The organism is Streptomyces sp. CBMA291, assembly GCF_014596525.1.
Lineage (GTDB): Bacteria > Actinomycetota > Actinomycetes > Streptomycetales > Streptomycetaceae > Streptomyces.
In genome coordinates, this window is sequence record NZ_MSJP01000079.1 from 80,372 (window position 1) to 92,727 (window position 12,356).

Consider the following 12,356-nt stretch of genomic DNA (forward strand, 5'->3'; position numbering starts at 1 on the left):
CCAGGCGGGTACGGGGACGTAGTCGGTGTCGCCACACGGTAGGAAGGGGCAGGTCAGGGGCGTATGTGGTGGGACACCATAGTTCGACGCCCTTGCATGCGCCCGGCTGCCATGACGCGGCTTCGCGGCTTCGCCGATCCCGGCGGAACGGCCGAGTGAGCGCCTGTCCGTGTTGCGCTGATCGGGGCGATATGGCGCCACCGTGCCGACTCGGTGCTGGTTTCGTGCTGACTGAAACCCCCATGTCGACAGCAGTCGTCGCGTACGACCCGACGGTCTCCGGTGAGCGCACGCTGCGCCGGACGATCACCGACGCGCAGGACGAGTACGGCATCTCGGTGCGGGCCGACCCGGTCACCTCACCAGACCAGCACCCGCGGGGGTGCCCGGTCGCAAGCGCGGACTCGGCTTCAAGGACCATGCCGCCGCGCACGGCGCAGGCCTGGGCACTCACGTCGAGATCGTCGCACTGGATCATGCGTGCGTGGCGATCACGCTCCAGCCGAAACGCGGTCCTTCCCTGCCGTCCCATCCGGCCGGTAGGCCAGGCATGAGTGGCCCCACGTTGAGAGTCTGAAGGAAGGACGTCAAGTCGGCGCCGGAAACCGTGAAGTGAAGGAAGAGGGTCCCTTCGGAACCGATCACCGATTCTTTGTCATGGAAGCGCACGTCCGTTGCCTCGTCGGGCAGGCTCACCTCGTAGTGCGCAAGCACGGTTGCCAGCGAACCGTCGCCGTACACCACGCCGTTCCGCTCTCGGAGATAGTCGTACGGGTCTGCTTCACCAGGAAGCAGTAGCCAGGCGGCGGCACCCGCCAAGATCACGCAAACGACATGTGCCTGTCCAAGCGCGCAATGATCCGGAACGCCATCTAGCCAACAAGCAGACCAAACAGACCAGCGTAGTCACCTGATACGCGCGCAGACGACAGCCCTGCCCGCCGGCCGACCTCGTCCAACCCAGGTGTCTTGCTCGGTGCGTCTGGTTCAGCCCTGGAGGGTGGTGAGCCAGTCGGTCAGCAGGCGGTTGACCTCGGCGGGGCGTTCCTGCTGGATCCAGTGGCCGCAGCCTTCCAGCAGGTGGGAGGCGGACAGGGCGGGGAGGGTGGAGGGGTAGGCGTTGATGGCGTCGGCCATCCAGGTGGTGGAGGCGTCCAGGGTCCCGCCGATGAACAGGGACGGCTGCTTGATCGGGGCTCCGCGGTAGGGGGCGAGGTCCTCCCAGTCACGGTCCATGTTGCGGTAGCGGTTGAGGGCGCCGGTCAGGCCGGTGCGCTCGAACTCCGCGGCGTAGACGTCGAGGTCGTCCTCGCTGAGCCAGGCCGGGAGCGGGCCGACGGGGAAGCGGTCGCACAGTCGGCCGCCGTGGGCGACGAAGTGCGGGTCGGGCTCGCCCTTGGCGGGCATGGTGTCGGCGGACAGCGCCGCGTAGAAGCCGGCGAGCCAGCCCCGGACGCCGGGCTCGATCTCCGCCTCGGCGCGGCCGGGCTCCTGGAAGTAGGAGATGTAGAACTCCTGCTCGGGGCCGCCGATCCGGCCGAAGACGTCGGTGGGGCGGGGACCGCCCGGCGGCGCGTAGGGGACGCTCAGCAGGCCGACGGCGCGGAAGACCTCCGGGTGGAGCAGGGCGGAGGAGGCGGCGATGCTGGACCCCCAGTCGTGGCCGACGACCACCGCGCTCTCCTCGCTGAGGGCGCGCACCGCGGCGACGTTGTCCTCCACCAGGTCGAGCATCCGGTAGGCGTCGGTCGCGGCGGGCTTGGAGGAGCGGCCGTAGCCGCGCACGTCGATCGCCACCGCCCGGTAGCCTGCGGCGGCGAGGGCCGGGAGCTGACGTCGCCAGGAGTACCAGGACTCGGGGAACCCGTGCACGAACAGGACCAGCGGGCCGGTGCCCTGCTCGACCAGGTGCAGGCGCCCGGCCGGGCTCTCGATCGTGCGGTGGCGGAGCCCGGCCGTCGGCTTGGGCTGCATGGGCTTCTCCTCGGTTCGCGGGCGGACGCGGCTACCCGTCGATCATGCGGCGCGGCAGCCTCCCGGCGCCATCGGCGTTGCCATTCTGGCAAGATCGCAGTACAGGGTGGTCGAGTGGTGCGGCAGAAAGGAGCGGGAAGGGTGGCAGGCGAGGACCTGGACGGCACGCTGGCGGCCATGGGCCCCAGGCTGCGAGCCGCGCGCGAGCAGCACGGCGCCACGCTCGCCGGTATCGGCTGTGCGACCGGCATCTCGCCGAGCACGCTGTCACGGATCGAGACCGGCCGACGCAAGCCCACCCTGGAGGTGGTGCTGCGGCTGGCGAAGGAGTACGGCGTCTCCCTGGACGAGCTGGCCGGTACCGCCCCGGTGACCGAGCCGCGCACCTCGGGGCCGCTGAGCTTCGGCGACGGCAAGGCGGTGCTGCCGCTCACCCGGTACGTTGGCGGCTTGCACGCCCACAAGCACGTGTTGTCCGCCGTCGAGGATCCGCCCGCGCGGCCCCGGCAGGTCTCCCACGAGGGCTACGAGTGGCTGTGCGTTCTGTACGGGCGACTGTGGCTCGCGCTCGGCAACGAGGACCTTGTCCTGGCCGCCGGGGACGTCGCCGAATTCGACACCCGCACCCCGCACGGGGTGGCGAACGCGGGCCCCGGCAGGCCGGTCGAGTACCTGATCTTGTTCGGGCCGCAGGGCGAACGACTGCGGCCTCGTACGTCTGACATCCCGCGGGTTGCTCTGAGCTTGCCCGAGCCCACGACCCCGCATCCGGGAGGTTCGCCCTCTCTCCGGAAGCCACGCGCAGACTGACGTAACTTCGGGATTCCTCGCTCTTGCCCGCCCGGATCGAGGAGTCACGGGCGCGGGCGGCGGTGACGCCTGCGGCCGACGATGCCTCACCGGCCTTCTGTGCCGCGTCGGCGGGCGTCCCGGTCGGCTTGGCCGCGTCGCGGGCTTCCTTGGCGGCCCGGTCGGCGGCGTCCGCCTTGCTCGCGTCACCGGCCGAGGCTGATCGCCGGGTTGCAGGCGTTGTTCGCGGCGGTCGCCGCCATCGCGGTCGCGTCCGCCGTCTGCGCGGCAGCGAACGCGGGCGCGATGGCGGCCCGCCGTCGGCAGGCACCACGGACGGCCGTCACCGGTCCCGTTCCCACCCCGTTCACGCACGACTTTCAGCAGTCGCTCGAACTGCCGCATCCGCAGACCCGTGAACGTCTCCACCCGCAACGGCTCAGCCCTCGGCACCCCGCCCGTACAGGGAAAATGCCCGAACCGAAGCCTTTCGCAACACGCTTTAGGGGACCACGAGGCTGCACTCGGCTGACGCCGGCAGGTCCGCGTACGCGTTGCCGGAGAAGTAGATCGCGCTGGCGTAGCCCCACACGGTGCCTCGCTTGACGAGGATCCACACGTTGTTGGTGATGCCCTCGGCGGTCACCGACTGGCCGCGCTTCCAGCAGCTCACCGGGTACGAGACGCCGCCGGAAAGCTGGCCGAGCACCTGGGAGGTGCTGTTCGGCAGGAGACGGTGGTTGACCGTCTTCCAGACGGTGCGGTTGCCGTAGACAGGCGGTGCGGTCGGGTCCGAAGGGGCGACCAGCGGCCCCTGGCCCTGGACGGCCGGGGTGGCCCCCGCCGTGCTTGCGGTGCCCAGGACCGCGGTGAGCGCCATCCCGCCCGCAGCGAGGGCAACTGCCATGTGAGACTTGAGGGTTCGCAAGCTTCTTCCTCTCGTTGGCACGGTTTTCCCGGCGGCTGGGATACGCCCCTTGAGCTTCCGCCGTCTGGGCAAACCATGACCCAACCCGGCAGGCCCCGGCCATGCTGTTGCGGCTCACCGCAAAAGCCGAGTTCGTCGAGGGGAACAAGATGCTCCGCATCCACTTCGAGGACGCCGACCTGGGGTCCGTCCGGGTCGCCGCCGCACCCAACCCGTTCTGGGAGATCGCCGGCAGCCTGCACCGCTTCCAGACCCGCAACGGCCGCTGGGCCTATGCGAGCTGGTTCAGGACCGTCCGGCCCCGCCTGCGGGACAATGGACTGGAGCGAGCCATCCGTACGGTTCTTCTGCCGCTCTTCCCCCGGGCCGCCTACTTCCCGGACTTTCTGACTCCCGGCCAGGGCGTCGACGGGCTCGCCGCCGGATGCGAGGCGATCCTGGCGACCTGCCCCCGGCGAGTGGCCGAGGAGGTCGAACGGCTCGACCGCACGGTGGGGGCACCGCCCTGGGCGGCTCGGCTCGGCTCACTGGAGGAGCGCAGAGAGCTTGTACGGTTACTGCGCTTGTACCACGACACCTGTATCGCCCCGTACGAGGAGACCATCCGCACCCGTTTCGACGCCGAGCGGGCCGCGCTCGGCCGTGGGTTCCTCGATGGTGGAGTCGGCGGACTCCTCGGCGGCGTAGGGCCGTCGACCCGCTGGATACCCCCGGTCCTGCACGTCGATTTCCCGCCCGCCGAACAGGAGTTGCGGTTGAACGGACGGGGACTGACGCTCCTTCCCACGTACTTCTGCTGGCGCAACCCGACCAGCCTCGCGGACCCCGCTCTCCCGCCCGTCCTGTGTTCCCCCGTGCGCGGCCACGCCGCCGCCCCGTCCACCGGCCCGCAGCCCGCCGACGAACCCCCCGTCCCCCTCGCCGTCCTTCTCGGGCGTACTCGGGCGGGGGCCCTGTGCGCGGTCGCCACCGGCGCGACGACCGGCGAGATCGCCCGCGCGGTCGGGGTCTCCGCGGCCTCCGCCAGCCGCCACGCCACCGCTCTGCGGGACGCGGGTCTCATCACCAGCAACCGCTACGCCACGATGGTCCTGCACACGCTCACCCCCGCCGGAGCCTCGGTCCTCCGCGCGGCCGTACCCGCCGGCCAGGGGTCTTCCTGACGGCCCGGGACCTGCCCGGCAGACCTTGGCGGCTACGGAGGCTGAACTCGTGGCGCCGTAGGGGCTGACGGCTCGTCGTCTGCTGCGGTGCCACTGGAGGGACGCGGTGTCGACGAGAGGGCGGGGTGTTCGCCGAACGGCATTAATTTTGCGAGGGGTTACGGCTCAAGACGGCCGCGCGGTTCGCCCGGGGCGAGGCGGGCTCGGTGATCGCCAGGGACTTGCGGGTCGGCGTCCGCTCTGTGCGGCGAAGTTGCGGATGCGGGGTGAGGAAGGTCCGCAGGCTTTGCGGTCGCGGGGGCGTGCCTCGTTGGCGTGCCTCGTTGACAGGGCGGGTGAGAAGCAGTTCGCCCAGCCGGAGCCGGAGCCGGAGCCGGAGCCGGAGCCGGAGCCGGAGCTGGAGCCGGAGCCGGAGCCGGGACAAGGGACCGGCCGTGCGCGGGTGGGAGGGACAGCGCTGGGCGCTCGCGCGGATCAAGATGGTTGCGCTTCACTTGCCCGCGTAGTCCGGTAGTTCCGGAATTTCGAACCGTATGCTGGCCGTATGGACATGCGATTGCTTCCCGAACCGGCGCCCGAGACGCTGACGCTCGCGTCGGTGCTGTACGCGTTCGGGGATCCGGTGCGCCTGAAACTGGTACGTCGGGCCGGTTCGGAGCCCGGGGGGCCCTGTGCGGTCGAGGGGCTGGACGTGCCGAAATCGACACTGACCAATCACTGGCGCATCCTGCGTGAGGCCGGGGTCGTCAGAATGGCCGTGGACGGCCGATACCGGCGGACCTGGCTGCGTACGGACGATCTGAACGACCGGTTCCCCGGCCTGCTCGACACCATCCTGAACCTGAGCGATCGCGAGCCGCCGCACCGCGCGGTGTAGCCGGCCGCCCCGCGTCACCGGTCGGCCTGGCGCGGATTCAGGAAGGGTGCACCGCTGCCGAAGAGGGCTGACTCGTCCCTGGGTGAGTTCAGTTGAGCATTCAGTGGGGTCGCGACGGCCCCTCGGTCCCTCAGCCCCTCAGTGCGAGGGCGGCGGAGGGGGCGGGGCGTTGGGCGGCGGCCGCGCCCGGCTGCCCCGAACCTATCCCATGCCGCCGCGACTCGGCGGCACAGGGCCGTGCCTGCCCCCTCGGGGCCGGACGTCGAGCTTCCGTGTCGCATCGTACGATCCGACAGTCCCGGATTCTCGAACTATGCGGTAGTGTCACGCTTGTGTGATGGTCACCCGAAGTTTTGGAACTCGCGTCATCGCTCTGTGCGTTCGGAGTTCCATGGGGGATCCCACCGGATTCCGGTGCTGTACCGACAGGGCTGGGATCACCTCCCATTCCCAGGGTGATACGGGGTGCCCCATGGATTGCGTCGAATTAATTACCACACGCCGTCGCGACCATCAGTCGGACCGGCCGCCGGAATCACTGAAGAACGACGTCCGCGCGTACGGCATGGGAGTCGATCCAGGGAGACCACCTGGAGCTTTCCGGTGACGACTTCAGTGAATGCCTGATGACGCGGGTCAACCATGCTTATCTCGCTGTGAATTGACGCGCGGCGTCTGCGCTCCCCGGCTGAGTCCGGTGCGGGTGCGCCGAAGGGCCGGTGCGGCTCGTTCGCGTGGTGCATCGAGACGGGTAAGAGCAAACAGGGGGTTCTCTGTGTCCACGGAATTTCGATCGAACCGAGCGGCAGTGCTCGTCATGGCCTGCCTGGGACAGTTCATGGTGCTGCTCGACAGCACCATCGTCGGAGCCGCACTCCCGGATATGCAGGCGCGGCTGCACACGGACATGTCCGGCCTCCAGTGGATCGTCAACGCGTACGTCCTGCTGGTCGCCATGCTGTTGCTGTCCGGCGGCGTCTTCGCCGACCGCTTCGGCCGCAAGAAGATCTTCCTGTCCGGCGCGGTCGTGTTCACCCTCGCGTCCGTGGTGTGCGGCCTGGCTCCCTCACTCGGCTGGCTGATTGCCGGGCGGGTGCTCCAGGGCATCGGGGCCGCGGCGCTGAGCCCCGGCTCGCTGGCCCTGCTGGTCGACGCCTACCCGGTGCCGCAGGAACGCGTCAAGGCGATCGGCCTGTGGGCCGGCTTCAGCGGAATCGGTCTGGCGGCCGGACCGCCGGTCGGTGGCATCCTGGTCGAGGCCCTGGACTGGCGCTCCATCTTCTTCGTCAACCTGCCCATCGGTGCGATCTTGCTGCTGACCGCCCTGCCCGTCCTGCGTGAGTCCCGCAATCCGAACGCGCCCGCCATCGACGTCCCGGGCACGATCCTGTCCATCCTGGCCGTGGGGACGCTCACCTACGGACTGATCGAGGGGGGTGTCCGGGGCTGGACCTCGCCGGTCATCCTCGGCAGCTTCGTACTGGCCGTGGTGTTCACCGCCGCGTTCATCGCGGTGGAAGCACGGTCGACGGCGCCGATGATGCCGCTGCGCCTTTTCCGCGGCTCCTTGTTCACGGTGTCCAACACCGCCATGGTCATGGTCGGCTTCTCGCTCATGGGGTCGGTCTTCTTCCTTTCGCAGTTCTTCGTCCACGTGCAGGGCGCGTCGATCCTGAATTCGGGCCTTGAGACCCTTCCCCTCTCGCTCGCCATGGCGATCGTCAGCCCCTTCGCGGGCCGACTGGCCGCGCGGTACGGCTTCCGGATCGTGGTCACCACCGGTCTGTCCGTGGCCGGGCTCGGGCTGTTGGCGTTCGGCTGCGTGCACGCGGACACCGGCTACGGGAACGTGTGGTGGCGGCTGGCGGTCACCGGCATCGGCTTCGCGCTGACCATGTCGCCGCTGACCGGCGCCGCCATCCAGTCGGTCAGCCCGCAGGAGAGCGGTCTCGCGTCGGGCATGAGCAGCGCCACCCGGCAGATCGGCGCGGTGCTCGGCGTCGCGGTGCTCGGTGCCGTCGTCACCACACGGGAATCCACTGGTGCGTCCTTCGAAGCAGGCCTCGACACGGTCTTCGTGGTCGCCGGTGCGGCCTCCCTGGTCACCGCCGCCTTCACCGGGCTGTGGCTGGTGAAGGCCAAGCCGACGGAGAGCACCGCACCGCAGACACCCCGCCGTCAGGCACAACCGGCCGACTGACCGACCGACTGACCGACTGACCGTTTGGCCGTTTGGCCGGTTGGCTGACCGACTGGCTCGGTCACCCGTCCCGCCCGCCCCGCCCGCTCCGTGGGCCGATCGCCCGTGGGTGATAGGGGCGGTGGACCTTCAGCTTCGAAGGCCGCCGTCCCCGGGTAGTGAAGAGCAGTGCCACCGCGTCCTCGATGTCGACGCCGATGGCCTGTTCGCCCCGGTCGCCGCCCTGCGACAGTGCCGTAGGCAGGGCCTGCCGGGGGGCCTCCAAGGCCGCCTCGGTCCGCTGACGGACCTTCTCGTCGTTGGTGCCGAGCGTCGACCACGAAGCACCCGCGGCCGGACGTGCCGTCGGCGGGGCAGGCGACCAGCCACGGCATCCACTCCCGAGGCGGCGCTGGGTACCTTCCTGCTGGTGACCGCCGAGCAACTGCCGATCGGTCTGCTGACCGCCGGGGGATCCGCGCTGTCGGTCTCCGAGGGGACGGCGGGACTGACGGTGACGGTGCCCGGCGTGGTCGCCGCGTTCACGGCACCGCTGGTCCCGATGCTCGTCGGCCTCATCGCGACGGCACTCCTCGCTGACCGGACCGGTGCGGCGCCCACCACAGACACATGGGCGTCGGACCGGGGCCGGACGTCGTCGGTGCGGCGGTGCTCAGCGGTTCTGGAGCTTCGCGGATCGGGAGGCGAGCCACCCCGCCTGGGCCGCTCGGACGCCCGCCTGGAAACGGCTGCGGGCATCGAGGCGTTCCATGAGGTCGGTGGCGATGCGGCGGGCGGTGCGGGGCGAGACGCCGAGGTGCTTGGCGATGGTCTCGTCGGTGTGCCCTGCGGCCAGCAGCGTCAGGGCGGTCCGCTCCTGGGCGGTGAGCCCGTGTTCGTCGGACCGGGCGGCGGCGCCGAGCGGCTCGGCATCCGCCCAGACGGTGTCGAACAGGGCGCAGAGCGCCGTCAGCATCCCCTGGCCGGTGAGCACGACGGCACCGGCGGCGGTGTCGTCGCTGTGGACCGGGATGACGGCGGTCGCCCGGTCCACCACGATCATCCGGGTGGGGAGCGCGGGCACCGTGCGGACCTGGCCGCCGTGGGAGGCCAGCCAGGTGACGTACTCCACGGTGTGCGGGCTGTTGCGGACGCTGTCCAGGTAGACGGTCCTCATCCGGATGCCGCGTCCGAGCAGATCGAGGTCCAGAGGCTTCGCGGCCTCGATGTTCTCGGGCTTCTGCCCGCCGTCGGGCGCGAAGGTCATGACCTCCTCGCCCACCTCCCGGGTCAGTACCGCGAGCCGGTCGCGGATCTGGTCGAGCCCGGTGAGCTGCTCGACGCCGGGATGGTTCCCGGCCGGCCGGTGACCGACATACTCGGAGATGAGCTGCGCCGCTGCCGCCCGGGAGGCCTCGACGCGCAGCTGCTGCGCGGCGAGTTCCGCCTGCTGGCGGGCCATCAGGAGATCCATCCCGATCTCGGGGGAGACGGCCCGCAGTTCGCCGGCGCGGTCCGCCGAGGGACGCAACAAGGCCAGTTCGCTGAGGGTGTCCAGTGCCTGTCTGATCTGCTGCTCGGGCAGCGCCAGGCGTACGCCCAGGGCGGAAACCCCGTCCTGCGGATGGGCGAGCATCGCCCGATAGACCGTCTCCGAGACCTTGTCCAGCCCCAGTACCGTGAGCATCCCGACCCCCGTGATGAACCCGTGTTCGATACGGACACGATCCTTTCACAAGCGCGGGAAGCTCTGCCACGGATCACCGTGGCCGGTTCCGGCCGGGGACTGAACCGGCCGCGACCACCCCCTTCACGCCGATCGCCCACCTCGGCACGCTCGGTGCATGTATCTCGTCCACGTGACCTTGCAGCCCGGTTCTCCCGGCCTCTTCCTGCCCCGCGACACCCGCGAGCTTCTGTGGGCCGCCGCCCACCCCGAGGACCGGATCGAGCATGTCGTCGTCCATCCGGACGCCGTCCCCGCTCCCATGCTCGGGGTCTACGTGCTCGCCGACTCACTCGCCTCGGCGGAGCGCCAGACCTTCGCGTTCTGCCGTCGCGCGCTGGAGGCCGCACCCCAGCTCGCCCTCTGGACGGCGGGAGCTGCCGCCGCGTCGTTCGTCGCGCTGTTCTACGAGCGTCTGCTGTCCGCCCCCGACGCTCCTGGCCGGAACGGTCCAGGGACGGTTTCGGCCAGCTGAGAACCCTTCCACCCGCTCTGACCAGCGGCGAAGCTAGTGGTCGTCGGCAGGGAACACCACCCTGGCGGCCACCGGACAAGGCGTCACCGCGGGACGCCGAGACCGCCGTAGCCCACCGTCTCGTCGTATCGGAAGAGGACACCGTCATGCTCCGCAACCTCGCCCTCAAGGCCGCCGCGGTCGCCGCCTTCGCCCTCGCCGTCCTGGTCCCCGCCGCCGCGGTCCAGACGGCGTCCGCCCAGCCCGCCTACACCGTCCAGGCCGACAACATGATCTGGGGCTGACCCTCGGGGCCCCACCCGGTCCGCCGCGCCGCCGACACGGCTGCTCCTGCAGGGCAGCCGCCCCCTCGTCCGGCCGCACCACGCCCGCCACCGGGGTCGTATCACGCCCCATCAGGCCCGCCAACGGTGTCCTGTCACACCGCACGGCACCGCATCGCACGACACTGCGCTGCACGACACCGCACCGCGCCGCCCCGCACCATGCCGCGCCATGCCCGCTGTGCCCGCCATGCCCGCTGTGCCGCGCCACACCGGGCACACCCGCCACACCGGGCACACCCGCAACACCCGGCGTAACCGGCACCCCCGGCGTACTCGGCGCTGCCCATCTCCCTGCTGTTCCGCGGACCCACGGCGTCCGCGACACCCTTCCGCACTCACCACCGGAGCCCACTCGTGTCTGTCAACAGGTCCAAGATCGTTCGTACCGCTGTCGCCGCCTCCCTCGCCGCGACGGCCGCCGTCTCCTCCCTCTCGCTCAGCACCACCGCACAGGCCGTCGGCACCTCCACGATCGGCGGCTACATCACCCGCGACGAGATCGTCGCCCGCGCCCAGAACTGGGTCGACCAGCGCGTCCCGTACAGCCAGACCTCCTGGCACGCCGACAGCAACGGTTCCTACCGCCAGGACTGCTCGGGCCTCGTCTCCATGGCCTGGCACCTCACGAGCAGCCGTGTGACCTCCACCCTTGACGACATATCGACCCAGCTCGGCAGTCTGGACGACCTGCGCCCCGGCGACATGATCGACAACATCACGACGCACGTCGTCCTCTTCACCGGCTGGACCGACAGCAGCCACACCACCGCCAACATCATCGAAGAGCCGAGGCCCGGCCTGACCGCGCGCCAGAACACCTACGCACGCAGCTACCTGATCAACAACGGCTTCAAGCCCTACCGTTACGACCGGACGATCGACAGCGCCCCGCTGCCGCCCAAGCCCGCGCCCGCGCCCTGGCGCGCCCAGGTCCTGGTGAACGGCGGCGGAGACATCTTCCACTCCACCCGCCTCTCGGACGGCAACTGGACGTCCTTCGGAAACGTCGAGGCGGCGGCCGGTGACATCGGCAACGTCCAGTCGATCTCCGACGCCGGTATCGACGGCAACACCCATGTGCTGGCGGTCGGCGGGGACGGCGGCCTGTACCACGCCGTCCGCGCCTCCAACGGCAGCTGGGCGCCGTTCGCGAACGTCGGTCCGGTGGCCGGGACGCTGACCGACATCTCGAAGGTCTCCACGGTCTCCATCGGCGGTGACCTGCACGTCGTGGCGGTGGCCGACGGGAAGATCTTCCACACCGCCCGGCTCGCCAACGGCTCCTGGCTGCGGTTCACCGACATCTCCACCCAGGCAGGTGCCATCGGTACGGTCACCAGCGCGTCGGCCGCGAACGTCAACGGTCAGCTCCAGGTCGTCGCGGTCTCCGGTGGCGGGGTGAGCCACACCATCCGCGCCGTGGGCGGGGCCTGGTCCCCGTGGGGCGACGTGTACGCGGCGGCGGGCAACGTCGGCAGCGCTCAGGACGTCGCGGTCACGGGCACCGGCGGCGACATGCAGATCATCGTGGTGACCGGCAGCGGCCAGCAGTACCACGCCGCCCGCTACGCCTCCGGCTCCTGGCAGCCGTTCAACGCGCTCGCCCCGGTGATCGGCTCCTTCACCGCCAACCGGGTCGGCGTGGCCACCGTGGACGGAGAACTCCAGGCCACGTTCATCACCAACGACGACCGCGTCATGCACACCATCCGCGACGGTTCCGGCAGCTGGGACCCGGCGGCCGCGATCACCCTCAACGGCGTCAGCGGAAACCACTACGCCGTCTCGATCACCGGCACCGCCGGCTGACCCGGACCGCGATCACCCGCACCGCCCGGCCGAACCCGGACCACTGTCGGGGGCACCGCCCGGCCGAACGGGACCACGATCGGAGGCACGGCGAGCACCGCCGTCACGCG

General features: G+C 70.5%; 12 protein-coding genes and 2 pseudogenes. 8 read left to right on the plus strand and 6 right to left on the minus strand.

Annotation, left to right across the window (positions count from 1 at the left end):
• Window positions 1-474: 474 nt before the first annotated feature.
• Both BU197_RS18895 and BU197_RS18900 read right to left on the minus strand, forming a co-directional pair.
• Window positions 475-825 (minus strand): hypothetical protein, encoded by a 351-nt coding sequence (locus BU197_RS18895; protein ID WP_188269442.1) that lies wholly within the window; start codon window positions 823-825, stop codon window positions 475-477.
• 162 nt (window positions 826-987) lie between these two features.
• A complete protein-coding gene (locus BU197_RS18900) occupies window positions 988-1,974 on the minus strand; it encodes an alpha/beta fold hydrolase (RefSeq protein WP_188269443.1) in 987 nt (328 codons plus the stop codon).
• Between the two features lie 141 nt (window positions 1,975-2,115).
• Here BU197_RS18900 and BU197_RS18905 point away from each other — a divergent pair, with 141 nt between their 5' ends.
• On the plus strand, window positions 2,116-2,784 hold the full coding sequence (locus BU197_RS18905; RefSeq protein WP_188269444.1) for a helix-turn-helix domain-containing protein: 669 nt from the start codon (window positions 2,116-2,118) through the stop codon (window positions 2,782-2,784).
• A 185-nt stretch (window positions 2,785-2,969) separates the two neighbouring features.
• Here the strand turns inward: BU197_RS18905 and BU197_RS18910 are convergent, their stop codons facing one another.
• The 3 genes and pseudogenes from BU197_RS18910 to BU197_RS18915 form a co-directional block, all read right to left on the minus strand.
• Complete coding sequence (locus tag BU197_RS18910; protein WP_188269445.1) at window positions 2,970-3,110, minus strand: hypothetical protein; 141 nt, start codon at window positions 3,108-3,110, stop codon at window positions 2,970-2,972.
• Window positions 3,073-3,216 (minus strand): annotated as a pseudogene (locus tag BU197_RS30575) (IS5/IS1182 family transposase); the annotation flags it as partial. The pseudogene BU197_RS30575 and the gene BU197_RS18910, both read right to left, overlap by 38 nt.
• Window positions 3,217-3,265: 49 nt before the next feature.
• Window positions 3,266-3,670 (minus strand): hypothetical protein, encoded by a 405-nt coding sequence (locus tag BU197_RS18915; protein WP_188269446.1) that lies wholly within the window; start codon window positions 3,668-3,670, stop codon window positions 3,266-3,268.
• Window positions 3,671-3,792: 122 nt separating this feature from the next.
• Between BU197_RS18915 and BU197_RS18920 the strand changes: the two genes are divergently transcribed.
• The 4 genes and pseudogenes from BU197_RS18920 to BU197_RS30580 form a co-directional block, all read left to right on the plus strand.
• Entirely contained in the window at window positions 3,793-4,854 is a 1,062-nt protein-coding gene (locus tag BU197_RS18920; RefSeq protein WP_317452028.1) for a winged helix-turn-helix domain-containing protein, read from the plus strand.
• 544 nt (window positions 4,855-5,398) lie between these two features.
• Complete coding sequence (locus BU197_RS18925) at window positions 5,399-5,731, plus strand: ArsR/SmtB family transcription factor (RefSeq protein WP_223182505.1); 333 nt, start codon at window positions 5,399-5,401, stop codon at window positions 5,729-5,731.
• 817 nt (window positions 5,732-6,548) lie between these two features.
• Window positions 6,549-7,931: an MFS transporter gene (locus BU197_RS18930; RefSeq protein WP_188269447.1), complete on the plus strand. Its 1,383-nt coding sequence runs from the start codon at window positions 6,549-6,551 to the stop codon at window positions 7,929-7,931.
• Window positions 7,932-8,319: 388 nt separating this feature from the next.
• A pseudogene (locus BU197_RS30580) lies at window positions 8,320-8,481 on the plus strand (MFS transporter); the annotation flags it as partial.
• Window positions 8,482-8,583: 102 nt separating this feature from the next.
• Here BU197_RS30580 and BU197_RS18935 read toward each other — a convergent pair.
• Complete coding sequence (locus BU197_RS18935) at window positions 8,584-9,597, minus strand: helix-turn-helix domain-containing protein (protein WP_188269448.1); 1,014 nt, start codon at window positions 9,595-9,597, stop codon at window positions 8,584-8,586.
• Between the two features lie 157 nt (window positions 9,598-9,754).
• Between BU197_RS18935 and BU197_RS18940 the strand changes: the two genes are divergently transcribed.
• From BU197_RS18940 to BU197_RS18950, 3 genes are all read left to right on the plus strand, one after another.
• Window positions 9,755-10,111, plus strand: a complete 357-nt coding sequence (locus BU197_RS18940; RefSeq protein ID WP_188269449.1) for a hypothetical protein — start codon at window positions 9,755-9,757, stop codon at window positions 10,109-10,111.
• Between the two features lie 146 nt (window positions 10,112-10,257).
• Window positions 10,258-10,395 (plus strand): hypothetical protein, encoded by a 138-nt coding sequence (locus BU197_RS18945; RefSeq protein ID WP_188269450.1) that lies wholly within the window; start codon window positions 10,258-10,260, stop codon window positions 10,393-10,395.
• Window positions 10,396-10,791: 396 nt separating this feature from the next.
• Complete coding sequence (locus BU197_RS18950; protein WP_188269451.1) at window positions 10,792-12,246, plus strand: hypothetical protein; 1,455 nt, start codon at window positions 10,792-10,794, stop codon at window positions 12,244-12,246.
• The last annotated feature ends 110 nt before the right edge of the window (window positions 12,247-12,356 follow it).

What these genes read in the sequence shown, in the direction of transcription:
- BU197_RS18900 (WP_188269443.1), bottom strand. Translation starts at nt 1,974, where the DNA reads ATGCAGCCCAAGCCGACGGCCGGGCTCCGCCACCGCACGATCGAGAGC.
- BU197_RS18915 (WP_188269446.1), bottom strand. Translation starts at nt 3,670, where the DNA reads ATGGCAGTTGCCCTCGCTGCGGGCGGGATGGCGCTCACCGCGGTCCTG.
- BU197_RS18920 (WP_317452028.1), top strand. Translation starts at nt 3,793, where the DNA reads ATGCTGTTGCGGCTCACCGCAAAAGCCGAGTTCGTCGAGGGGAACAAG.
- BU197_RS18925 (WP_223182505.1), top strand. Translation starts at nt 5,399, where the DNA reads ATGGACATGCGATTGCTTCCCGAACCGGCGCCCGAGACGCTGACGCTC.
- BU197_RS18930 (WP_188269447.1), top strand. Translation starts at nt 6,549, where the DNA reads ATGGCCTGCCTGGGACAGTTCATGGTGCTGCTCGACAGCACCATCGTC.
- BU197_RS18935 (WP_188269448.1), bottom strand. Translation starts at nt 9,597, where the DNA reads ATGCTCACGGTACTGGGGCTGGACAAGGTCTCGGAGACGGTCTATCGG.
- BU197_RS18940 (WP_188269449.1), top strand. Translation starts at nt 9,755, where the DNA reads ATGTATCTCGTCCACGTGACCTTGCAGCCCGGTTCTCCCGGCCTCTTC.
- BU197_RS18945 (WP_188269450.1), top strand. Translation starts at nt 10,258, where the DNA reads ATGCTCCGCAACCTCGCCCTCAAGGCCGCCGCGGTCGCCGCCTTCGCC.